The sequence below is a fragment of the Micromonospora sp. NPDC005174 genome (assembly GCF_040608495.1).
Classification (GTDB): Bacteria; Actinomycetota; Actinomycetes; order Mycobacteriales; family Micromonosporaceae; genus Micromonospora.
On the sequence record NZ_JBEXIJ010000016.1, the window covers coordinates 70,136 to 93,324 of the forward strand.

General features: G+C 66.6%; 16 protein-coding genes and 1 tRNA gene. 8 read left to right on the forward strand and 9 right to left on the reverse strand.

What is annotated here, in order from left to right; all coding sequences use genetic code 11:
- Nucleotides 1-151 precede the first annotated feature (151 nt).
- On the reverse strand, nucleotides 152-847 hold the full coding sequence (locus tag ABZU91_RS18875; RefSeq protein WP_355241702.1) for a hypothetical protein: 696 nt from the start codon (nucleotides 845-847) through the stop codon (nucleotides 152-154).
- A gap of 157 nt (nucleotides 848-1,004) precedes the next feature.
- Between ABZU91_RS18875 and ABZU91_RS18880 the strand changes: the two genes are divergently transcribed.
- Nucleotides 1,005-1,077, forward strand: a tRNA-Arg gene (locus ABZU91_RS18880).
- Nucleotides 1,078-1,080: 3 nt separating this feature from the next.
- Here ABZU91_RS18880 and ABZU91_RS18885 read toward each other — a convergent pair.
- A complete protein-coding gene (locus tag ABZU91_RS18885; RefSeq protein WP_355241705.1) occupies nucleotides 1,081-2,673 on the reverse strand; it encodes a tyrosine-type recombinase/integrase in 1,593 nt (530 codons plus the stop codon).
- Nucleotides 2,674-2,746: 73 nt separating this feature from the next.
- Between ABZU91_RS18885 and ABZU91_RS18890 the strand changes: the two genes are divergently transcribed.
- Entirely contained in the window at nucleotides 2,747-2,983 is a 237-nt protein-coding gene (locus ABZU91_RS18890) for a hypothetical protein (RefSeq protein ID WP_355241708.1), read from the forward strand.
- On the opposite strand, the gene ABZU91_RS18895 is transcribed toward ABZU91_RS18890, so the two are convergent.
- From ABZU91_RS18895 to ABZU91_RS18910, 4 genes are all read right to left on the reverse strand, one after another.
- The gene (locus tag ABZU91_RS18895; RefSeq protein ID WP_073836639.1) at nucleotides 2,957-3,181 is read right to left on the reverse strand and encodes a helix-turn-helix domain-containing protein; all 225 of its coding nucleotides are present in this window, start codon (nucleotides 3,179-3,181) and stop codon (nucleotides 2,957-2,959) included. The genes ABZU91_RS18890 and ABZU91_RS18895 overlap by 27 nt on opposite strands.
- Complete coding sequence (locus ABZU91_RS18900) at nucleotides 3,178-4,536, reverse strand: replication initiator (RefSeq protein ID WP_355241711.1); 1,359 nt, start codon at nucleotides 4,534-4,536, stop codon at nucleotides 3,178-3,180. The genes ABZU91_RS18895 and ABZU91_RS18900 overlap by 4 nt, the downstream gene beginning before the upstream one ends.
- A gap of 206 nt (nucleotides 4,537-4,742) precedes the next feature.
- On the reverse strand, nucleotides 4,743-6,287 hold the full coding sequence (locus ABZU91_RS18905; RefSeq protein WP_355241714.1) for an FtsK/SpoIIIE domain-containing protein: 1,545 nt from the start codon (nucleotides 6,285-6,287) through the stop codon (nucleotides 4,743-4,745).
- Between the two features lie 62 nt (nucleotides 6,288-6,349).
- Nucleotides 6,350-6,742, reverse strand: coding sequence for a hypothetical protein (locus ABZU91_RS18910; protein ID WP_355241717.1), 393 nt, complete (start codon nucleotides 6,740-6,742; stop codon nucleotides 6,350-6,352).
- A gap of 1,573 nt (nucleotides 6,743-8,315) precedes the next feature.
- Between ABZU91_RS18910 and ABZU91_RS18915 the strand changes: the two genes are divergently transcribed.
- Both ABZU91_RS18915 and ABZU91_RS18920 read left to right on the forward strand, forming a co-directional pair.
- Nucleotides 8,316-9,191, forward strand: coding sequence for a hypothetical protein (locus tag ABZU91_RS18915; RefSeq protein WP_355241719.1), 876 nt, complete (start codon nucleotides 8,316-8,318; stop codon nucleotides 9,189-9,191).
- Between the two features lie 300 nt (nucleotides 9,192-9,491).
- Nucleotides 9,492-9,893: a hypothetical protein gene (locus tag ABZU91_RS18920; RefSeq protein ID WP_355241721.1), complete on the forward strand. Its 402-nt coding sequence runs from the start codon at nucleotides 9,492-9,494 to the stop codon at nucleotides 9,891-9,893.
- 70 nt (nucleotides 9,894-9,963) lie between these two features.
- Here the strand turns inward: ABZU91_RS18920 and ABZU91_RS18925 are convergent, their stop codons facing one another.
- Both ABZU91_RS18925 and ABZU91_RS18930 read right to left on the reverse strand, forming a co-directional pair.
- Nucleotides 9,964-10,548, reverse strand: a complete 585-nt coding sequence (locus ABZU91_RS18925) for a DUF3515 family protein (protein ID WP_355241724.1) — start codon at nucleotides 10,546-10,548, stop codon at nucleotides 9,964-9,966.
- Nucleotides 10,549-10,595: 47 nt separating this feature from the next.
- Nucleotides 10,596-11,246, reverse strand: a complete 651-nt coding sequence (locus ABZU91_RS18930; RefSeq protein ID WP_355241727.1) for a hypothetical protein — start codon at nucleotides 11,244-11,246, stop codon at nucleotides 10,596-10,598.
- A gap of 235 nt (nucleotides 11,247-11,481) precedes the next feature.
- On the opposite strand from ABZU91_RS18930, the gene murF reads away from it, so the two are divergent.
- Complete coding sequence (murF, locus tag ABZU91_RS18935) at nucleotides 11,482-12,879, forward strand: UDP-N-acetylmuramoyl-tripeptide--D-alanyl-D-alanine ligase (protein WP_355241730.1); 1,398 nt, start codon at nucleotides 11,482-11,484, stop codon at nucleotides 12,877-12,879.
- A gap of 3 nt (nucleotides 12,880-12,882) precedes the next feature.
- Here murF and murC read toward each other — a convergent pair whose 3' ends face one another.
- On the reverse strand, nucleotides 12,883-14,328 hold the full coding sequence (gene murC / locus ABZU91_RS18940) for a UDP-N-acetylmuramate--L-alanine ligase (RefSeq protein ID WP_355241733.1): 1,446 nt from the start codon (nucleotides 14,326-14,328) through the stop codon (nucleotides 12,883-12,885).
- Between the two features lie 802 nt (nucleotides 14,329-15,130).
- Here murC and ABZU91_RS18945 point away from each other — a divergent pair.
- From ABZU91_RS18945 to ABZU91_RS18955, 3 genes are all read left to right on the forward strand, one after another.
- Nucleotides 15,131-15,931 (forward strand): helix-turn-helix transcriptional regulator, encoded by an 801-nt coding sequence (locus ABZU91_RS18945; protein WP_355241736.1) that lies wholly within the window; start codon nucleotides 15,131-15,133, stop codon nucleotides 15,929-15,931.
- Nucleotides 15,928-16,110: a DUF397 domain-containing protein gene (locus tag ABZU91_RS18950; RefSeq protein ID WP_355241964.1), complete on the forward strand. Its 183-nt coding sequence runs from the start codon at nucleotides 15,928-15,930 to the stop codon at nucleotides 16,108-16,110. The genes ABZU91_RS18945 and ABZU91_RS18950 overlap by 4 nt, the downstream gene beginning before the upstream one ends.
- Before the next feature lie 472 nt (nucleotides 16,111-16,582).
- Nucleotides 16,583-23,146, forward strand: a complete 6,564-nt coding sequence (locus ABZU91_RS18955) for a hypothetical protein (RefSeq protein WP_355241739.1) — start codon at nucleotides 16,583-16,585, stop codon at nucleotides 23,144-23,146.
- The last annotated feature ends 43 nt before the right edge of the window (nucleotides 23,147-23,189 follow it).

The following is a 23,189-nucleotide window of genomic DNA, read 5'->3' on the forward strand; positions in this document are numbered from 1 at the left end:
CCGCGCCAGACGAGCGGGACGCTCCGGGGCGACGGCGTCGGGACTGATCAGCCCCGAAAGCGACGGCGCGCTGATGCGACTGATCCGTCACCATCGGTCGACCGGCAGCGTAGTAGCGGCGGCGGTCAGCGGCTGAGCGGTCGAGCCGGGTTCAGGCGTCGCCGTGCGCGGCCGACAGGACGGCGCCGATCCGGTCGAAGGTCGCCACCGGGTGCCCGTCGACGCCGGGCAGCACCAGGCCGAGGCAGTACAGCGACACGTCGCCGGCCGCGTCAGCCTGGACGACGAAGACGGGCGCGCCGACGTACCCCGGGGGTAGTTCCGTGGTGATCCGCACGTCGTCCCCGTCGCGGACGACGCGCTCGATCGCCACCTCCAGGGGGCGGGAGCCGTCGTCGCGTACTCCGTGGGCCAGCACGAAAGCGGAACTGCCGTCGGCGCCGAGGTCGGCGACGGCCTCGGGCCCGGCGGCGATCCCCGCCGGTACCGGCTGCACGCGCCACCGCCAGCCACCGTCGCCGGCGTAGCGGTGCAGGCCGGCGGTCGGCAGCACCGCGACCCCGTCGCCCGGAAAGCGGGCCCAACCGGGCACGATCTCGGCCGCCGCGACGGCGTCCGGCGCGACACCGGCCGGCTCGGTGACGCTCGCCCGCAGGCCCAGCTCACCGCCCGCCGCGCCGACGAGGTCGGCCGCCGTCAGCAACGCCTCCCCCACCGGGTCGTCGCCACCCTGGAAGAAGAAGGCGGTGCCGTGGGCGTCGGCCGTCCGGTAGGGCAGGATCGCCCGACCGACGACCTGGCACAGCTCGTAGGCGACGCTGCTCTCGGCGTCGGGGTCCAGCAACACCAGCCGAGGGTACGGGCCGACGGCCGGCCTCCTCGCGGGAACCCGAATGCCGACCGGAGCCGCCTCGTGAGACTCTGCTCGCCAACGTGGACGCGGCACCCATCGACCCGACGCGCCGTGGGTCGGCGGTACCCTTCTGGCGCGACTTCCACGCCGCGCGCCCGTAGCTCAGCGGATAGAGCAGGGGACTTCTAATCCCAAGGCCGCAGGTTCGAATCCTGCCGGGCGCACTCTCACGCAGTAGGCTTGACCTGCCGCTTCTTGCTCTTCTTGCGATCTTTCTTACTGGCAGCCTTCGATGCCTTGTCCCCATGTGAGCCCGAGGTGAGCCCGGGAGTGCGCTTGGTGCCCCGACCAGAGATCAGGCGGGCCGTCGCTTCGGCGGCTTCCAAGGCCAGTTCGGGCAGGACAGCCGTATACGTGTCCGCAGTGAGTGCGTACGAGGAGTGCCCAAGCATCTCCTGTACCACCTTCAGCTTGGTTCCGGCCTTGAGCGCCATCGTGGCCGCGCCGTGGCGAAGGTCGTGCAGGCGGATCGGCGGAAGGCCCAAGCGCTTAACGAGCCGGTCGAAGTAGTCAGACAGCCACGTCGGCTCTACCCACTCGCCATTGGCCCGCGTGAAGAGACGGCCACTTTCCACCCAAGCCGTACCGGCGTCTTCACGCGCCTGTCGCTGCCGCTTGTTGTGGCGCTTCACCACCTTCACGGTGCCAACGTCGAGCGCCACCATGCGGTTACCAGCGTCACTCTTGGGCGCGTTCTCTTCGATCTCGCCGTTGATGTCTACAAGCTGCGTCGCGACGGTCAACGTCTGACCCTTGAGGTCCAGGTCTTCGGGCCGCAGCCCGCACGCCTCACCACGCCGCAGGCCACGAAGTGCGACGAGGTGGAACAGTGCGTACAGCTCGTCCTCCGCGATGCCGTCAAGGAAGGCGATCGTCTGCTCAGTCGTCCACACCATGACTGGCGACGGCCTTTCGCCGGTAGCCCGCCATCGCGCGACTCGTTCGTCAGTCCACACGAGCCCCTTGGGTCGGTTCACCGGGTCGAGTTCGACGTGGGCGGCCGGGTTGAAGGTGATCAGCTCTTGCGTAATCGCATCGTTCAAGGCAGCGCGGAGCGTCGCTCTGATGTGCCGCCGGGTCGTCGGGCCAACCGAGCGGCGGAAGGGCGGCATTGCGGCGATGGCGGTACGCGCGACCTGGCGGCGCTCACGACCCCGAAGCGTCTTGAGTTCTTCGATGGCGGCACGCCGAAGCGCGTTAGCTTCCTCAATCTCAATGTTGCGTTCAACAATTGCATTGAACATCTCCGACAGGTGCGAAACGCGAAGCCGATCTAGGCGAACTTCGCCGATACGCGGCTTGAGATGAAGGCGGATGTCCCGCCCATAGCGGTTGATCGTGCTGGCGCGGATCTTGCGGCCAGCAAGCCAGGTGTCGAGGAATTCCCCGACTGTGATGCGCGCGGTCAAAGACTGGCCGCTACGGAACTTCCGCCGAGTCTCTTCTAAGTCTGGCAGCGGTTCCCGGTTGGCCGCAACGCGCTCCAACAAGTCGCCCATGCGTTGCCGGCCGTCTTCGTCATCGATCTCGGGCAACGCCAGCAGCGCGCGGACCGCATCCAGGTCCCCCTGAGCTTCCGTGGCCGCTGTGTAGCCAGACCGACGGAAGGTGCGACGCTCGCCCCCAGCATTCGGCGGAAGCTCCTGACGAACGCCCCAGGTGCGGTGACGGCGCTGATTGAGCTTCGGGCAGGATTGCCCGTACTGCTTGCCAGTCTCCGGATCGCGGCAAGCGCAGCGACGGAATACTGATCCTCTCAAGGCTCCTCCTTGGGAGAGGGGAAGTGGTACCTATTATGGTACCACTTCCCCGACGATTGATTGAAGGTGAGTCATGCGACGACGCCGGGTGGTCGAGGCCGCTCAGGGATTGCCGGCGCTCCCCGGCGAGGAGAAGCGCGACCAGCAGGTCAAGATTCGGCTCACGGTGAGCGAAGTGGAAAAGCTGATGAGTTTCCGGCCAGACCTCACCGCCGCCGGCATCGTCGCGCTCCTTGTCGATGACGTGCTGACCGGTCGCGTCGTTCCTCAATGGTCCGTGAGGTCAAGTGACGGCTCGAACGCCGAGTAGTTCCAGGATTTCCGGGACGGGAACGACGTAGCTTCGCCCGACACGGAGCACCCGCACCGGGAATTGCCCACGCTTGGCAAGGGCGTACGCCTTGCTCCGGCCGATGCCGAGAATGGCTCCGGCAGTCTCTACATCCGTTGTCACGCCGAGAGCGCGAACGGCGTCGATGGTCCAGGGGTTGTCAGTCGTGGTGCTCATTGCGTGTCTCCTTGAGGGGTGTGGACGCTCAACCGAGCGTCGTGGGCGGCATCGCGGGCGGCTTGGAGGTCGTCGGCGATGGCGTCGGCGAACATGGCTTGTCCGGCGGTGTGGCCGGTTCCGGCGTAGGTCCAGTGCTTGTCGGTGATGGCGTCGGTGGTGTCGTCGTGAATGTCCTCCTGGTTGTGGTCGCGGCGGTGTTGTTCGCGGGCGGCGCGTAGCGCGGTGTAGGTGGTGGAGTAGGCGCGGCTCTTGCTGACGATGTGGCCTCGGTAGCCGAGTTGGTGCGCCCACCGCCGCAGGTTCAGCGCCTTGTACTCTGCGCGGCTGCCGAGGGTCCAGCAGGTGCGGATGAGGGTGCGAGCGTGCTCGGTGATGGGGAGCACGGAGATCGTGATGGCGTCACGGATAGGCCGATCCACGGTGATGCCGGCGACATCAGGCTTGGTGACGTACTTAGCGATGTACGAGGCCACCGCTCGCTCGGTCAAGTCGTCGTCGCTGCGGCCGGGCAGGATGGGCCGGATATCGAGCTGAGCCCCAAACCGCAAGATCGAATCGAGGCCGGGCACGGCCAGGTGCACCCGCCGCGTCGCCGTACGGACCGTCTGCACCAGGAGCGCCAAAGTGGCCCAGGCCGGAGGCGGGGCATCGGGGGTGGGACCGTCAAAGCGCATGACGGCGTGGAAGTGCACCGAGCCGCGCCGCTGGTACTCGGCAACCTTGGCGTACGCGACGCGGACCGTCTTGCGGGCGGCGGTGCGGGAGATCCCGCGTGCGGTGGCAAGGGCTTCGTAGAGGTTGCGGTGCAGCCGTTGCCACAGGTCGCGGGTGTGGGCGTTCCACAGCACCGCGGCCGGGTAGTCGTAGCACTCCGGGCAGAGCGGGGAGCCGGTGAGCGGGTCGCCGGAGGCGTGCCGGTCGAGGCACCACAACGGCCGGCCGTGGCGGCAGACGAGGCCCCGACGACCGCGTGACGGCCGGCAAGGTTCGTCGGTGGTGTGCCGGTGGACCGGGCCGAAGCTCGGCGCGGTGAAGGTCACGAACACGCGTGGATGCGCTCGCACGGTGTCGGGGATGCCCTTGCCGCCGGCGAGCCCGGACACGACGAGTTGATAGGTGTCGCCCTGGTGCAGCCGGGCGCACGGTTCGCAGCGGGACTGGCGACGATTGCCGCAGGCGATGGTGAGCCGCCCGTGCGGCTGCTCCGCCGAGGTGAACGCCTGCACCAGGCGGCCGGTGGCGGCGTCCACCGTCATCGTGTGGCCGACCAGGTGCACCGGATGTTGGCAGCCGCCGATGTGACGCACGCGGGCCAGCCACGCCCGGAAGTCAGGGTGCGTCGCGGTGGACACGATCTCACGATCGGTGAATGACAGGCCCTCGTCAGGCCCGCCAGGGGCGGGGGTAGGCATGGTGGTCCTCTGCTCCTCGCGTAGGGATGCCCGGCGCTGCGTTGCCGGTCCGGTGGTGGTCCGCCGTCACCGGCCGGTGGTGCGGCGGGGCTGGTTGGTCGTGGTCGCATCCGTTGCCTCCATTCGTGTCGCGTGTCCGCAGGTGGTTAGGCGGCCGGCGGAGTGAGGTCGGGCAGGACCGGCGCCAGGTGTGCCGTAGCGGCGATGACGGCCGTCAACTGCTCCGGCGACAGGTGCACCGAGCGGGCGCGTATCCAGCCCGCTTCGTCGGCGGTGGTGACCGCGATGCCCTTCACCGCCGGGTCGATCTGCTGGGCGGCTTCCACCGCATCGGGGTAGAGGTCACCGAGGGTCATCTTCACGGTTTCCTCGTCGTTGACCCGCAAGCAGATCCGCCCGGCGAGCTGGGCACGCAGCGCGGTCACGCCAGGGCCGAAGTCCGAGCCGACCCGTTGCCCAGCCACGATCACATGCACGCCGAGAGCCGCGCCGAGCTGCGCCAGCCGCAACAGGTGCGTGGTCGCCCGAAGGGCTTCGTCCTTGTCCGCGCGGGAGGCGACCAGGTACAGCTCTGCCAGCTCGTCGACGATCACGACCACCGGCACCGGCCGCACCAGGGGTGGGAGCTGCCAGATGTTGCGTGCCCCGTGGTGGCGGCACAACGCCATGCGCCGCTGTGTCTCCACGACGAGCGCGGCCAGGATGTCCGCCGCTTGCGCCCGGTCGGTGGCCAGGGCGGACAGCCGGGGCGCGTGCGGGGCCAGCTCCATGCCGCCCTTGCAGTCGATCCCCACCAAAGCGACCGGCCGCCCTGCCCACCGCGCTACAGCCGCGTTGATGAGCGTGGACTTCCCGGACTGCGTGGCCCCGGTGATCAGCCAGTGCGGAAAGGTCACCAGGTCGATCAACCAACGGTGCCCGTCTTCCCGATCACCGACATCGGCCACCAGGTCCGCCGGCACCGCTACCGCCGCCTCTGGGACCGATGTCTTACCCACGAAAGCCCGCTGTTGGTTGGCCAACACGACGTCCCCCGCCGCGCCCGAACCCAACAGCGACCCAACAGGCCGCCGCCGTTGGGTTGAACTCGCCACACTGATCCCCGGTTGGGCGACAGCGACGCCCGGCTTCGGTGGCGGATCGGTCGTCCAGGTCGCTTCCCCCGTCCGCTGCGAGGTGAGGGGGTCGGAGGTGAGGATGGTCAACCGGACCCGGCCGCGTAGCCGCGCGTCGACCCGCACCGCGTGCACACCCCAGGCATGCGCCATCGCTTCCGCCGCGTTCACGAACGGCTCCGGAACCTGCCCGGGGTGCAGCAGGATCACCGCCGTTGCCCCGAACGAGCGGGGACGGATACGACGCAGCAGCGGCAGGACCGGCATGATCGGCTGTCCCTTCACCAGCAGCGGCCCGAGTTGCCCCGTGGTCGGCCGGTCAGTGCCGGTCAAACTGGCGTTCAGGCACAGGTGCCGCCAGGAATGACGCATTCGCAGGCGCAGCAGCGGGAAACCGAACAGGTACCAGTGCGCCCGAGGTGCCTTCCAGCGCAGCAGCCGCGACACCACGCCCAGCGCCACGACAACGGCCACCAGGACCACGACGGCGGTAATGATCGCCGGTAGCCACGCCTGAAGCCGGTCGAGGGTGACCCCCGGGAACCTCGGCGCGAAGCCAGGGAACCCGGGGGTCATCGACGGTGACGGCGCAGGCGGCGGCGGCGGGGCCGATGCCGGCGGCATCACTGCAACGGCGGTCATGACGGGTTGGCCTTACCGCCGCGCTCCCGACCGGCGGGACCCGGCACCGGAGCCGACGCAGGCCCGCCGCCGTTACCAGGCTGCTTCGGGTAGATCGACGCCGCCTTGTAGGACAGGCCATGCCGGCCCTCGATCTCCCACAGCGACACGTCAAGCTCGGTCACACCGACCGGGTTGCCCTCCATGACGCCTTCCGGCTGGGCGGAGGTGCTGACGTCGATCACCGACGCTTTGCGCGTGCCTGCGCGTCGCACCGCGATACCAGTCACCCAGACGCGGTTACCGTCACGGTCCTTGCGCTGCTCGCCGTCGAGATCGGTCTTGGGCTCCGGCGCAGCCACGCACAGCAGGCCGGTCAGACGAGAAAGATCAACAGGAATGCTGTTCACAACGAACTCCAAAAGTTGGATGAGTGGTGCTCTGAGGTGGTGCCGTACAGGTGGTGCTGCATACAGTGCGGTAGTCGGAACAGGGGCAGGACGGGAGTCAGGCAGCCGGGGCGGGCCTCGACTCCGAGCCAGCGGGACGCGACATGGCCAAAGCGACCCGGCGGTTGGGCGAAAGACGTAGCAGGACATAGCGGGCCTCCATAAAGACGGACGACGGTGGCAGCGCCGCCCAGGACCAGGACGACGAGCAGGACGGGACCGATCCGGGCCGAGACGACCCAGGGCCGACGAGCCGGGAACCGGACGGACGGACCCAGCTCGACGCGACGCGAGCGGACACACAGACGATTCGCAGCCGGACGCCCACGACAGGACGGCGGCACGGAGAGCGCCGCAGGCACCCGCGCACCGGGCAAACCGGCGAGCACGGCCAGGACGCCAGAAGGTGGGACGAGCGCGGTCAACACCCCGGAGAACCGGGAGTGCGTACGAGTTTCCCTACTTGGTCAAGAAGCGGAATCGGCATGGCCGATCCCGCGAGAGAAGGGAAAGGGGAGAGGAGCGGTGGGCGGGGTCGGGGGCTGCGGCCTGGCGGCCGGTCCCCCGCCCCGCCCCAGAGAGAAACAGAGCGCACACGAACCCGAAGGGCGACCAGCAGTCAACAACCAGGCGTCAGGCCCTCACGTCGAACCCCGACCACGGGCACAGGCCACACCGCACACCGGACGACAGCACGAGCGGATAGCGACCCATCCGTCCGCGAACTGGCCACGGGCCGGACCACGAATCGCCGCCAGGACGCCAGCCGACACGCCCGAACCGTGACCAATTCTCACGGATGTGACCAACGTCGGCCGAAACCGCAGGCCACAACACCGACAGCGCCGCCTACGCCGGCCCGGTCGATTCATGGTCAGGCTTTGAGGTGCTGCCGCGCCGGCAAGCCGGCTTGCCCTCGAACACCGAGGCTGAGCAGCACGAACGTGACTTCAGTAAGCACGACGGCACCGCCGGTCACTCACCGCTCGACACCTCCGATCGCCACGCCCCTTGATGCCGGTGCGCCACGTGCACGTTTCCTTCTACCTATAAAAGGGGACCGCCAATGGCCCGAATGTTCCAAGATCGACAACTTCGTCGGCGCAACTCGAAGAATCTTTCTGGCCCGCGCGTACGCTCGAAGAGATCAAGGTCAGGCCGGAACGGGGACCGGTCCGACTGTCGGTAGTGGAGCCGAGCAACAACGAGCGCTCGCAGCGGGGGCCGCGCAACACCATGGCACCCTGACGCGATCTCTCAGACGCTTGTGCGATTCCCGGCGGTGTCCGCCGCACGCCGGACCGCACCAGGGGTCAGCGTCGACCCGGCTCATCACCGCCGACAGGCGGCCCGGTGTGTCCCCACCCAGCCCGAGGCGACGTTGGGAGGACACGAACCCGTGCCCGAACACCGAGTGCCCACAAGGCACCCCCACGGCATAGCCCTGCCTGGCCAACTCACCTTCTCCGCACCACCCACCGCCGACACAGACGCCTCGTCCGACCCGGTAGCCGCCCTCGTTGAGCAGAAGGCGATGCCCGCCGGCCAAGTCCTGTCCGCCGCCATCACCCTGTGCCGCGTCGGCGTGCCGAAAGGGTGGATCACCGGCGCCGACGACCCCCGCCCCGCCCGCGCCGATGAGGTCGTGCGCCACCTGCTGGCCGACGACGCCACCCGCGAGATCAAAGACCAGGTATGGCGGCACATCGTCGGACAAGTCCGCGACGACACCGAAAACCGCGAAGACTGGAACCTCTACGCCCTCGGCGTCGCCGCCCAAGGACTTCTCTCCCGCGCCGCCCGACTCGCCATGCCCGACGATCCCGCCAAGCGTGCGATCGCCGCTCAGTACACGCTGATACACGCCTTCCTCGAACGGATGCAGGCCACCGTAACCACCGCGGCCGGCACCCGCTGGCGACTGGATATCGACCGGCCCAACGTCTACTCACGGCTACTCGGCGGCGCGTATGACCACGCCAGCGGACGCACTGAACACCGCCGCAAACAGCTCACCCGCCGGCCCGACGAGACCGCTACCGAACACCAAGCCCGCATCGCCAGACTCCGCGAGGAGGAACCCCGAGAGATACCCATGGGCGGCGTCGCCGAACTCAACGCCTACCACGGCAAGCACCACAACGAACCCAACCCCGGCGGCATGGATGCCGCCATCGCCCGCCTACAAGAGTTCGTCGCCCAGTCCGCCCGGATGCCGCCCGCCGACCGCATCGACCCCACCAGCGCCGAACTCCTGCGACGCACCTACCTCAATGGTGAACCCCTCGGCCAGGTCGCCGCCGATCTGAACATGTCGCCCAGCAACGCATCCAAGCGCCGCGCCACCGCCGTACGGCAACTCCGCCGGCTCATCGCCCGACAGATCCCAAACGAGCGACCGCCCAGCTAGATCAAAATCTTCGAGCAGACATAAGACGCTATACCGGGCCAACGCACCGGACGATGGATGGCGTTCAGTTCAATCTACTGGCTTTCCAAAGCCGCGATCCAAGCGTTCTCCGCTATTTGCAGGTCGATAAAACGCTCCGAACAGATGTGCTCATTCAGGAAATCCCACGCACGCAATTTCCGCAGGCGCATCTATTCGCATCTACATTTAGGAGCGCAAGTCATTGACATCTTTTCCGGTGGTCGGCAGGGTAGGAGGGGCCTCGGGGTTTCGCATTCCATCCACCGGAAGGAAGCGCTAGTGATCGCACTTAAGCGAGGCGCAGTAGTGGCCGTGGTCGCAGTCCTCGGACTGTTCATTGGAGCTGCGCCAGCGTACGCCTACGTCAACTACACCTCCAATGGCTGCGTTTTGAGCATGGGCATCACCAGTCCGCAGGCCATCGGCACAATTCGGGCCGCGTCCGGCACCTGCGACGGCGACAACGTCTACCGGGCCACGGTTTACGACGACATCGCCACCAGTGACGGTTACTGCGTCGTCGCGAAGCTGCAAGGGATCACAATGGCGACTTCGTGCAACTCGTCCGGAACGTCGTTCACGTTCACCGACCCGGACGGGAACTCGAACGCAAGCATCCAAGTCTGCTACTCCGGCACTTCAACTTGCGCCGGCCCAGCGGGCGGCAACAAGAATTTCTAGCGCGGCCAGCAACAAGTCGGGCGTGCCCTGAGCTCCTGCCGGTCGACCATCGCGTCGACCGGCAGGAAGCCTACTCTGGACCGCAGTCGTAGCGCGTCGGCTTGGAAGGCATCGCACTGACTAGTGGTCCGGACAGGGCAGCAATCCATTGACCGGAGCCTTCACCCGCCGGGGCGTAGATAGGCGGGATCGTCACAGCAACTGGAACCTTGCGGTCCAACGTCGCCCACGTTGTCGATGCCTCGCCCGCCTCCGCATACCAACAAACACCGGAGATGATCCAGATCTTCGCTGTTGGCTCCGGCTTCGCCTCTTGAGCACCGCACTGGATCATCAAGGCAGGATCTCCGTAGGCCGCATTTTGCTCAGGGCCGTCGCTCACCCGCCTGGCCGGTAGCTCGCGCAACTGAGGGGGCAACTGGGAAATTAAAGCCAGGCAAGCGCGTGCTTGGTCGGCGGAAAGCTGAGGCATGGCCATAGGAACCGGAGTCGTCGCCCCAAGTCGAACATCAGTCCGGCTGGGTCGAGGAGAAGAAACAGGATTTGCGACATCAGGACTCAAGGTGCTGAACGTGGTGATGCCAGCAAGAAGCGCGAACGGTGCCGCGACGACGGACGCGATGATCGTATTTCGTCGACCGGTCTTCGCCACCATAGCTACCAAACCATTTCTTTGCGAGTGCACATCCGTCAATGATTTTATCAGGCGACCGGCGTCACGGGCCGCGCGTACTTGTCCCCGCCCCAACCGTAACGGACCGCCTCCGCAACCACCCGCGTCACCGCTTCTTGAATCAGCCCCCGGGACTCCGTGTCATCCTCCACTCGCCAGCCATAACGAGACGTCGAGTCAAGAAACACCACGATGGCGTTGACGATCGGACTGACCCGGAACACCAGCGACCACGACGGGCCGTGCACGCGCAGCGTCACCCCGCCCTGCCCAGGAACGACGCGCAGCACACCCGGCCCGCCCCGCTCCACCACGGCCGCAGCGTCAACGAACGGTTGCCGCATTGCCGGGTCATCGCCCAACCGAGCCGGCAACACCTGTTCTACGAGCACGTTCCCCCCACTGCGCCACGGGTCGATCGTCGGCTGATCCGCAAGAGCGTTCGCAACCTGATCAGCCAGCGCCCGGCGACGACGCGCTGGCTCCGATAACCCCCGAGGCTCCGCAGCACGCTTGCCCCACGGCACCGCCGGATCACCCACCGGCAGCACCCTCATCGAGGTGTTCCCACCGGCGGCCTGATCGCGCCACACCTGATCGTGCGCGACCTCGGACCGCAAGTTGTACAGATCATCAACCCAGGCCGCCCAAGCCGCCCGCGTACGCGGCTTCGGCAACATCCCCGGCAGTGAACGCAAGCGCCGACGCGTCGACCGCCGAGCACACAAGCTCCGACGACCGGCAGGCGAATTGCGGTACATAAAACACAGCTTGGCATAGTGCCAGTAGCGCTAGCGACAGTTGGCCTTCCGCCAGTTGAGCTTTTGCCAGTAGCTGACGGCGGACAAGCGTCCATGATCCGGCTACAACCCTCGATCCGCTGACCTCACACGGTAGGTTCATCCCGTGCTTGCGATGACTTTGCAGGAGATCACGGCCGTTGTCGGCGGAGCCGTCCACGACGCTGCTCAGGACGTCACCGTAACCGCCCCGGTGATGTTCGACAGCCGGCGCGTCGAGCCCGGCGGGATGTATGTGGCGCTTGCCGGTGAGCGCGTCGACGGGCACGACTACGCCGCCCAGGCGATCGAGGCCGGCGCGGCAGCGGTGCTGGCGTCACGGCCGGTTGGCGTACCGGCGGTGGTCGTCGAGGACGTACCCGCCGCTTACGGCCGCCTCGCTCGCGCGGTCGTGGACCGGCTACCGCAGACGACCGTGATCGGGGTGACCGGCTCAGTCGGCAAGACCTCGACCAAGGACATCCTTGCCCAGGTGCTCCCCAGGTGGGGTGAGACGGTGGCCAACCGCGCGTCGAATAACAACGAGCTTGGGTTGCCGTACACGGTCACCCGCGCCACCGTCGACACCCGCTATCTCGTCTTGGAGATGGGCGCACGTGGGATCGGGCACGTGGCTTACCTGACTGGGATCGCCCCGCCCGCCGTCAGCATCGTTACCCGCGTCGGGCACGCGCACCTGGGCGAGTTCGGATCGGTGGCAAACATCGCTCAGGCCAAGGGCGAGATCGTGGAAGCGCTGCCCGCCGCACAGGACGGCGGTCTAGCGGTGCTCAACGCCGACGATGAGTTGGTGGCCGCGATGGCGAGCCGCACAAACGCCCGCGTGCTGACCTACGGAGTCGAGAACCCGGCGGACGTGCGGGCCGAGAACGTGACATTGGACGAGCTGGGCCGCGCCGGCTTCCGGCTCGTGCACGACGGCCAGGCTGCCGAAGTGCGGTTGCGCCTGTACGGGTTACACCAGGCGTCCAACGCGCTCGCCGCCGCGACCGTCGCTCTCGGGCTGGGCCACCCGATCGAGGCCGTAGCCGAAGCCGTGTCGCAAGCCGAGGCCGTGTCACCGGGCAGGATGCAGGTCACCACCCGCGCGGACGGGGTGACGATCATCAACGACGCCTACAACGCCGCGCCCGATGCCATGCGCGCCGCAATACGTGCCCTTCACACAATGAGCGGAGACAACAAACGCGCGGTCGCGGTGTTGGGCGAGATGGCCGAGTTGGGCGAACACGCCACAGAGGTGCACCGCGAGATCGGCCAGCAGGTAGCCGAGATCGGGGCCGGATGGCTGGTGGCGATCGGCGGGACGAACGCCGACCAGTACGCCGCCGGGGCCGCCGGCAGCGCCACGGCGGTTGATCGGACGGCGGACGTGGCCGAGGCATGGAACATGCTCAGCGACGGCCTACGGCCAGGCGACGTTGTGTTGGTGAAGGCATCGAACAGCGCCGGGCTCCTCGCGCTCGCAGACAAGCTGATCGAGGAACCCGGCACTGTCACCGCCCAGGCGTAGAGATCACGCGGACACCGCGACCTCGGAACGCTGGCTCAGGGCGTCCAGGATCGCCGCACCGTAGCCGGTCACGTCACCGGTGCCCATCGTCAGGACCACGTCACCGCGACCGGCCATCCGGCCGACAAGCCGGGCCACGTGATCCGCGCCAAGCGGCAGGCAGTATTGACCGTCGCGCAACTGCGTCACGATCATTGTTGCGTCGGCCGCCGGCCGCCCCTCAGGCACAGTGCCGTGCACATCGAGCACCAGGACGTGATCGGCCTTGTCCGCCAGGAGCCGGCCGATCCGCCTACCGAAAGCCAGCACCCGGGCATGCCCGGACGGCTGGAACACCACGATGACCCGGCCGCGAGCCAACGTGCGCGCGGCTTCCAGGTCGGCTGCGATCTCCTTCGGGTGATCGGCGTAGGAGTCGACCACCGTTACTCCGGCCCGGGTGTCGATGTGCTCGAAGCGACGGCGTACCCCGGTGAAGGTGCATGCCGCTCCCGCCACGTGGGCGGGGTCCAGGCCCAGGAGCACCGCACACGCCGTGGCCGCGAGCGCGTTCTCCAGGTGGTGCGCTGCCGGGGTCGGCAGAGTCAGCCGCACCCTCGTCCCGTTCGGCATCCGGACGGTCGCCGAAACGTTCCATCCCTCCGCGTACACGTCGAGCAGGCAGATATCGGCCGTGCGGCTCCGGCCGTAGCGCAGCACCGTCAGGTCAGGTCGTTCCTCAGCGATGACCTCGGCGGCGACGTTCGCCCCCACGCAGTCGGCATTCGCGATCAGGTACCCCCGAGGAGCGATCCGAGAGCCGAACTCGACGTAGGCACGCATCAGGGCGGCGTGGTTGACGAAGTTTTCCGGGTGGTCGTCCGTGACGTTGGTGATGATGGCAATCGACGGGGTGAGGAAGTGGAACGACCGGTCCGACTCGTCTGCCTCCGCAACCAGCAGCCGGGACCCGCCGAGACGGGCGCCAGAGCCCGGATCGGTCAGGTCAGCCCCGACGAGGTAGGTCGGATCCTCGCCGAGCGTCCGCAGGATGTGGGCCAGGATGGCGGTCGTGGTGGACTTGCCGTGTGAGCCGGAGACCGCGACGAACCGCCGATTGGCGCTGAGCGCATCGAGGACCTGCGCCCGGTGGACCACCGGGATACCGGCGGCACGAGCCGCGTCGATCTCCGGCGCATTCTGCGCAACCGTGGTGTAGACGACGCAGCTTGCGCCCCGCACGTGGGAGGCGTCATGCCCCAGGTGCACCCGCACGCCCGCGACGCCCAGGGCCGCGAGTGTGGCGGGGTCGTTCAGGTCGCTGCCGCTGACCTGGTGGCCCAGTTCGGCCAGCAACCGGGCCAGGCCGGACATGGCAGACCCACCGACGCCCACGAAGTGCGGGCGGGACAGGTCAATGGGGCCGGTGTGAGCCTCGATCGTCGGGTTACCAGTGATCGTGTCGGTCATGGTGCCGTGTCTCCTTCGGTAGAGCTGACGGGGTTGGTGCCATGAACTGACGTGCCGAGAGTCCGCTCCTTTCAATCGGTGCGACACCTTGCGCGCGGGCGAACTGCCCCCGGGTGACCAGCTCCGCCGCGCGGGTCCAGTCGATCTGCGTCGGCTGCTCTGCCGCCCGACCAACCGCAGCTTGAGGCAGTGCTGTGCCCGGAGGCTTGCGCTGCCGCTTGCGGGCCGTCCGGCACGCCGGACAGGCACACGGCTTCCCGCCGGGAAAGCGCCGCGACCGATGCGACCGATGCCGAGGACGGATCAAATCCGCGTCGTCGTCACCCACGACCAAGCCCGTCGAGCGCATCCTCCGCACTGGCACGCGCCAGCCATCCGGGTACCGGAGACCGAGACGCTTGGCCGAGCGTCAACCTGCCCGCACGCCCCCACACCAAGAACGGCTCGGTGCGCTGCGAGTACCACGACGGAGGGCAGCAGGCTCGCCCCAGCACAACAGCCGTCTCAGGCGCGGGAGTCACGGGCACCTTGGCTTTCCTCTTGATCCGTCGCAGCAGCCGCACGTCGCCCTCCTCGGTCCTTCGGAGGGGGCCGCCCCGCATGGGGGGACGAGACGGCCCCGGTCAAAAACCACCCCGTCCCTCTCTGGATAGGAGCGGCTCCGATGTGTGACAGTCTGCTGGGGACACAGCGGTCTTCGATACGTGCTCACCACTGTTGTGCCAGCTCAGAAGGCGAAGTGAGCAGGGGCGGGCAAGAACGAACGGCTCGCCGACGAAACTGGGCAGAGATTGGGGACTCAATGGGGACCGCCACCGATTACGTACGCGAAGAACTGCGCCTGTTTCGGGCGGCCCAAGAACTCAGCCAGGATGACTTCGGCAGGGTCATCGGATACTCCGGCTCGCACGTCAGCTCGGTGGAAACCGGCGGTCGTCCACCAACACGCGAATACATGAACGCAGTCGACGAGGCGCACAAGACCGGCGGACGGTTCGCCCGCATGTTGCGTGAGCTGTCGAAGCTCGATCACACCCCAGCCTGGCTGCGCGAATGGATCGAGTTCGAGCGTGAGGCAACCTTGCTCCGCTGGTACGAACCTGCGTTCGTGCCGGGCATTCTCCAGACGGAGGCGTACGCACGTGCCACTCTCGCTAGTGGCGGTCTGCTGTTGCCCGACGAGATCGACCAGCGCGTAGCGTCACGGCTCGATCGACAGTCGATCCTCACCCGTGAAGAACCTGTGCCCCTGGTTGCCGTACTCGACGTGATGGTGCTCCGGAGATCACTCAACGACCACCCGGGCGTGATGGCAGAGCAGCTACAACACCTCGCCAAGATGGCCGAGCTGCCGCACGTGCATATACACGTGGTGACTGAAGACGCCGGGGTCTACCCTGGATTGCAAGGAGGCTTCATCCTGGCCACGCTGGGTGACGGCTCGGTGATCGCACATCTCGATCACCAGGTCCGCGCACAGGTCGTGAACGTCACCGATGACCTTGCTAGCCTCCAGCGCGTGTGGGAGACCATCAGAGGTGAAGCCCTCTCGCGCAGGCAGTCACTCAAACTGATCAAGGAAGCGGCGCAGACATGGACATGACCGGTGCCAGGTGGCACAAGTCGACTCGCTCCGGGACCAACGGCGGGTCGTGCGTAGAGGTGGCCGACAACCTGCCCGGCGTCGTGCTCGTGCGCGACACCAAGGACCGGGACGGCGGCACGCTCCAGTTCGACTCGACCGTCTGGCAGTCGTTCGTCAACTTCGCCAAGCAGCACTAACTTAGACCCCCGCCGGAGGCCCTCGCCGAGTCGGCTGGGGGCCTTCGCCATGTCGGTACACCCTCCGCAGGTGAGCCCGGTGTGAGCCCGGACGTCTACGGACCCGGCAGCACGAGCGAACAGCGACCACCATGGGTAGGGGTGTCTACCTGGACAGATAGACACCCCTAGCAACTCACGATGACGCGCTAACCCGTACGGGATTCAACTTCTAATCCCAAGGCCGCAGGTTCGAATCCTGCCGGGCGCACCCTCATCGTCGCAGGCCGATCACTTGCCGCTCCTGGTCGATGATCACCAGGGCCTTCGTGCCGTCACTTGCCGAGCGACCACAACGGACGCTCAGGTGGTGAACCCATCACCTCGCCCGGCCGTTCAAACCCACGCCCGGCTCGCCGTTGACGACCCCTGAGACCGACCTCCCTCGACTGGCTGCCGGCACCGCAGCGCGACTCAACGGAGGACCAGCGAGATGACAGGTGCTGTCGGCACCGACTGCATCGAAGCCGTCAGCACCTGGGTGCCCGCCGGCCAATCGCTCAGCATCAGTGGCGGTCCCGTTCCGGCCGAGGTGTGGGACGCGTTGCCCCTTGCCAACTTCCACCAGGTGTACGTCGAGCCTGCCGCGATAGGCGACGTGCGCGTCAACAACACCCTCCGCCGCCAGCCGCAGACCGTGGCCGCGCAGATGGTGCATGTGCCGTTGGGACTGGAGCCCGGCTTGGAGGCGGCGGCCGTCCGCGCCGAGCAACTCGGCCTGCCGGTCCTCCTCCGCGCTGCTCGAGCACTCGACCTCAGTGGTCCGCAGGTCGTGCCGTTCGAGGCCTACCCGGAAACCGGTGCGGTGCTCGCGTGGCCCGCCGAACACGTCGGGTACACCGCGTCTGCGAACGGTGGCGCGGTTGCCGTGCGTCGTGTGCCGGCCGGCCTGGTGTTCGCCGACCCGTCGGCGCCTCGTTACGCCGCGGTGATGGAGGCGGCGGCGCGAATGCCCGTGAGCCAGACTCACCTGCGGGTATTCATGCACGAGGATGCCGGATTCGCGGCCGAGGACATCGCCCCCATGATCGCGCTTGACCCCCGGTACAGCGCGCCGGTGGATGTCGTCGTCTGCAATGCCGCCGGGGTGGTCGGCGCCGCCGTGGACCGCCTACGCTCGCTCGCGGCGACACTCTCCCGGCAGGACCAGATGCTGGGTATCGAGGTGCGTGCTGCCAGCGGGATCGTGTGGACCTCGCCCCAGGGCCACGTCATCGCATCCGGTTCCCGCGTCCACGATGACGGCAAGATGCGCCCACAATCCCCTGGCGCGGCCGGCGAATCGTTCTACGCGTTCCGCACTCCCCCACCGGTCAGCGAAGAGCAGGTGGGGCCCACCGATACCGAGGTGATCGATCTCCGGGTAGCGGTTCTGCCGGGCACGATGGAGCCGTCCCCGGGGCACCTGCGGCGGAACGATTGGAGTTCCTGGCATGGAGCGCGCCCGTACCAGGTCCGGCCCGTCACAGAGTGGCCGCAGTACCGGGTCGAGGCCGAGAAATTCGATGCCGCCCTAGCCGGCCATCTGGCCCAGTTGCCTCGGGTGATCAACGCCGCCCGGCAGGCGATCGAACGGCTAGAGATGATCATGGGCCAGGCAGCGGCAACAGATGCCGGGTATGGCGCCACGGCCCGCGATCTGGCGACGGCCCGCGAGCTGGACGATGCCGAGGCGCTGATGGCGGCGCTCGCACTGGCGGTCGGCGACGGGGTGGTCGGAGAGGCGCCCACGTTCACCCGGCTGGCGGCCGGACTGTTCGCCGAACCCGAGTACGCCGAACGGATCGGCGTCGACCACGAGGCGATGCGACAGTTCGCAGATTCGTGGCTGCCCCTGCATGGTCCGTTGAAGAATACAGCCGACCTTACTCGCGATCCTTTCGCAACAACAGCTCGCGACCTGGACCACGCCGATTGGTACACCGGGGATGGGAGCGCGGGCGGCGCACTCGACTACGCCGACCGACTTCTGCGCACCTTCGACTGGCTGAACCTCGACCCGGCACTTCGCAATGACTTCGTCCTCGCACTCGTCGCCACGGCCCCGGCCGGCCCGGACCGCCTCTACGAAGTCCTTCGGGTCGCCGAGGAGAGCCGGACGCCGGTGAGCGTATCCGCCGCCCCCTCCCCTGAACTGGTGTACGAAGAACTCGGACAGCTCGGCGTGTCACGGCTCTCTCTCACACTGGCGGGCATGGAGATGCTGCCCCACGAGGCAGCGTATTACGAGCTGAGCAAAGCTAATGTCTTCAAAGGCCTCGGCTCCAATGATTTCCAACGCGCGCAAGCCACCAAAGCACTGCTCGAAGATTATGACGAAAATAGTGCAAGGCCCAAGCCCGAGAGTGAGATATGGCTGACTGATTGGTTCGATGACTCAGACGCCGACCCTCTGCAGATCAAGATTAAGCTCACCATCGCGCACCTGTTGGCGCTCGCGGCCTACACGGGATCGAACCACGCGCTGATCAACGCGGTCGCCCCGCCGGGTGGCCTGCTCCACCGAGCCGCTCGGACGGTCAAGTCAGAACTCGAAGTAGTCGTGCAGATGCGCGTCGCCGAAGTGATCGACTCGGTGGATGGAGTTGAACCAAGCGACTTCCCTGACCTCATCTGGAGGGATGTGGAGTTAGTTAAATTAAGGCAGAATCTCGAATACAAGCAGGGCAACAGAGGTGCGATCGAGAAGCTGATGCATGCCCGGGGGAAGCAGATCGCCGCAGAATTCGAAGCCGAGGCGCGTGCACACTTCGACATGGTGGTTGACGCACTGATGATTCTGCCGGCAGCTCATGGTGAGGTGTTCCGGGGCGACTACAAGTTCAAAACCGGATTCTCCGAGTACGATGGCGCAACCCTAACATTCTCTCGCTTGCGCAGCACGTCGGCCAGCGAAAAAATCGCTGACAGGGAATTCTTGTCACTACATCGAGACAAGCTCCTCACCAGGCCGGTGAAACTCACCCTGCACCTGGCGGAGTTCAGCGGCCGCGACATCACGCCGTTCTCTATGACCAGGAAGGAAAAAGAGCGGCTACTCCTTCCCACTTCTGTCTTCGAGGTCAGCTCACGAAAAATAGAAGACGGCATCGAGAAGATCGAAGCACACGAGGCGGCTCCACGCGGTGTCAGCGGTGACGCTTTCTCCGCCGCGCGCGACAAAGCACTGCGCGAGGTAGCGGCGCTGCGCCAGGGGCTGCACGACTTGAAGGCGAGGTTAACCGATCTTCAGCGCGAGACGAGAAGCGTCGGACAAGTAGTAAAGCCCATGGACGGCCAGTCCAAGGAGCTGATTTCGGAACTCGAGTCTGCCAGGCACATTTCGGTTCTCGCGCAATCCAGGGCCAACAAGGCCGAGTGGGCGGCTGTCGACGCCCATGATGCCGCTCGAAAGGCATTCGAGCAGGCCTCGGGCAGCGACGCACCTTCGTCTGCGCTAACCCGACTCGGACAACTGGTGGACGAGACCGCCGAAGCCAGGTCCGCGGCCGAACAGCACAGAAAGTCTGTCGAGCAGGTTGCCAGCCGAGTGAGCAGGACGGGGTTCCACATCTCGGACCTCGAGACGCGGGTAGTCGCTGCCACAATGGATGTCGCTGGGGCCGATCTGGCAGCGTACGAGGCACTGCGGAATGTCGCAGTTAGCCTGGAGGAGGGGAGCAGGGCCGACGAGCGGTTGGCGAAGACCCTCGCCAAAGCCAACAAGGACCGCGTAGAACATCATAGAGTCGCTGCTAAAGCCGCCAACAGGGCCGAAGTCCAATGGACCGGCCACGTGCTGCGGACCGCCGGCGACGTAAAAGATCTCGAAGGTCAATTGACGTCGGCAGCAGAAGAGGCCCAGCGGATCGTCGACATGTTCGATGTCACGCAACAGGGGTTGCGGGAAGCGGTCGCCGAATTGAACCGAATGGATGCGCGGCAACAAGAGCTGGACCGTCTGATTGAGACGGCAGCTAGCCAACACGAGGTGTCAAGTAACCTCACTGACGAGTTGGCATTGCCGGCACTGACCGGATGGGGCGGCGACGAGATCGCCGACCGCAATTTCGAGCGATACGTCGGGGCACACCTGTACCAACTTCCACGGGTACGCTCCGCCGTTCGAATGGCTGTACGGCGCCTGCGCGCGGTGCTGGTAAATTCCCGGCTCAACGGGCACCTCGACATCGAGCCGCTGCGGGCATTCGTTCACGACGACCCCACCAGCGCTGGACAGGTCGGCGACACACTGAGCGACGAGGAGGTCCGCCACGTACTGACGCAGGGAAACCTGCGGATGATGATGACGGCGTTCTACAACGCGGCATATTACAAGGAGAGCGCGGAGGCGGTCACCTTGAAGACCGTCCTCGGTGACATCGTCAGGAATGAGGCCTGGGGCGAGGCCGACCGACTCAAGCTCAATGTCGAGTTGCTTCAGCGGGCCAGCGCACAGCTCAAGAGTCGGCGGCGTGCCGCCATGAACCTCATCACCACGCCAATGCACAATGCGCAGCCCTACGCCGACGACCTGTTCGCGGTCGGCAACATTCACGCCGTCGTGAGCACCGCCCCGGAGTACGAGACCCTCGTCACCGCGCTGAGCCACTTCGAGAAAATTCCGCGCGTACCGCAGAACACGTACAAGTTCAATCTCGGCCTCTATGGTCAGGCAACCAGGCGAGAACTCGACGACCTCAACGTGGGCCTGCACCCGTTGGAGGAACAGTACCAACGGGAAGCCGGCAACCTTCCGTTCAAGCCGACTCTGGACACCCCTGACGACGAGGCGATCGACGCGCTCGAGTCCCGGCTGGGTGAGGGTGAGTCAGGACCAGAGTTCCCGTTGGCCTGGTTGACCGGCAGTGCGAAGTACATGATGCAATCCTCGTCGGCCGCGCCGTGGACGAATTCCGTGCGTCAGGCCGGCATCCCGACCGTCAGCGCGATTTCGGGCACCACTGTGCGGCTGCTGTGGGCGTACGACATGCTCGGCCTGCCCGCGCAGTCACGCAACGACTTTCTCCTCGGGATCACGGCCTGGATGCTGGTCACCGACGAACACTCGCTGTACGAGGTGCTACGGGGCGCCGAGTCGGTCGGCATGGATCTGCCGGTGTCGCAGGCCAAGAACGAGACCGACATGTACGCGATCCTCGGCCGTCTCGGTGTGCCAGATGAGGCTCTGATGCGCTTCGGCCACGAGCGTCGGCCGGCGCTACGACGGGTTCCCGCAGGGCTCGTGCTGGCCGACCCAGCCGACAGGGATTACGCCGAGAAGCTGCGGTTTGCCCAAGCCTTCCCGGCAGACCCGTCACGGCTGCGTGTCTTCGTCGACAGCGCGTCGAGGGCCTTCTCGGTGCCGGACATCGCCTCGTCCATCCGCCTGCATCCGGATTACGGCAAACCGGTCGACGTCATTTCCTGCGACTTCGTGACCGCGCCCGAGGCGCGATCACCGGCCGCCGAGTTGTCCAAGCACCCCCTGATGCATGGCACCGATGTCGTCGCCGCCAACGGAACGGTATGGACCTCCGCCATCGGCCACGCCTTCGTCGCGCCCAAGGTCGCTGTTGGCAGAGACGGCCGAATGCGACCCGGTACGCCTGGCAACGGGACGTTCCACCGCTTCCGCACGACGCCGACAGCACAGGATGGACCGCTCCTCACCGAGATCAAGGATCTCGACACGCCGCTACTACCCGGCACGCCGTACCCGCGCCTCCATCAATCACCGGCGTGGCACGGCGCGGAGGCCCTCGGGCTGGATATCCATGACAGCACTCCGGACGCCCCCAACGACGTGTACCACCAATTCGGCGATCGGGGCAGGGCACGGGCCGTGACCGCCGCCGAAGAGCCGAGATCTCCGGCTGAGGTGGTCGAACCGGTGGAGGCGATCGCGCAGCCGAGTTGGCCGCTGCGACTGACCGGTGGTCCGCTGGCGACGGGATCGTCATCCAGCCGCTGGCACGTCACGGCACACGGCGACGTGTACGTCGTCTCCGCGAACAGTGCGAGAGTGCCGGACCGCATGATCGGTGAGTTGGCCGCGATGGCTGACGCCGAACACCCGGTGATCCTTTTGGACACTCCGCGCGTCGGCCACGACCTGCTGCCCGCCGATATCGCCACGGTGAACTATCTGCTCGAACAGCTCGCCCAACGCGGCAATCCCCCCGTCGTGATCACCCGCGGGGCGGTCACTCTGGATCTCCTTGCCGTGACAGACAGGTACGGTGTGACGATCCTGCACACGACCACGAAGAAGTCCGACAGTTCCAGAATGGCTCTTGATACCACCTACCGATGGACCGTCACCTCTCCTCGCCAGCACGGGCAGCCCAACACCCCCGCCGAAATTCTGGATGCGATCACGCCCGCCGTGGTGCGCACGGCGGCGAAGAAGGCCCAGAAGAACAACCCCGTGGCGCGCGTCGACGACGCGCTCGGCGAGTTGATCTGGGCGGTGGACCTTGAGGCGAGCAAGGCCGTCTTCCAACGGCTACGGGCGCGCTGGTCGGCTGAGCAGATGAAGGCTAACCTGACCGAGGTCGAGCAGATGATCGGCCGGGTACCCAACCAGCCGGAGTTGAGTGTCTTCGCGCCGGTCCTGAAGTTGGGCGCGATCGGCCACGAAGATGTCGTCTTCGACTACGCGACTGCCGACGAGGCCCAACGACCCAAGGTCCTCCTCGACTCGGTGGGCCGACTGGACACAGCCGGACAGCTCAACACGCCATTCGACGTCGACGGTGGCCTCACCACCGGCCAACTGGCGGACATGGTCACCAAGGTGGGCACCACCGACATCTCCGCCTCGGTACTCACCGTCATCGGCGAGGTCAAGGCCGGCAATTTCGAGAACGCCAATGCCTTCATCGAAGCCAACCGCGGCAAGCTCACCGTCGCTCAGAAACAACAATGGGTGGACGCCATCGCCGACCTGCGCCAGATCATGCGGGACAACGACGCCCAACTCCACATCCTGGCTAACGGCATCCTCAACTGCTGACGTACCCCTGACCTCAGGCGGGGCCTGGGCACGCGGTCAGCGG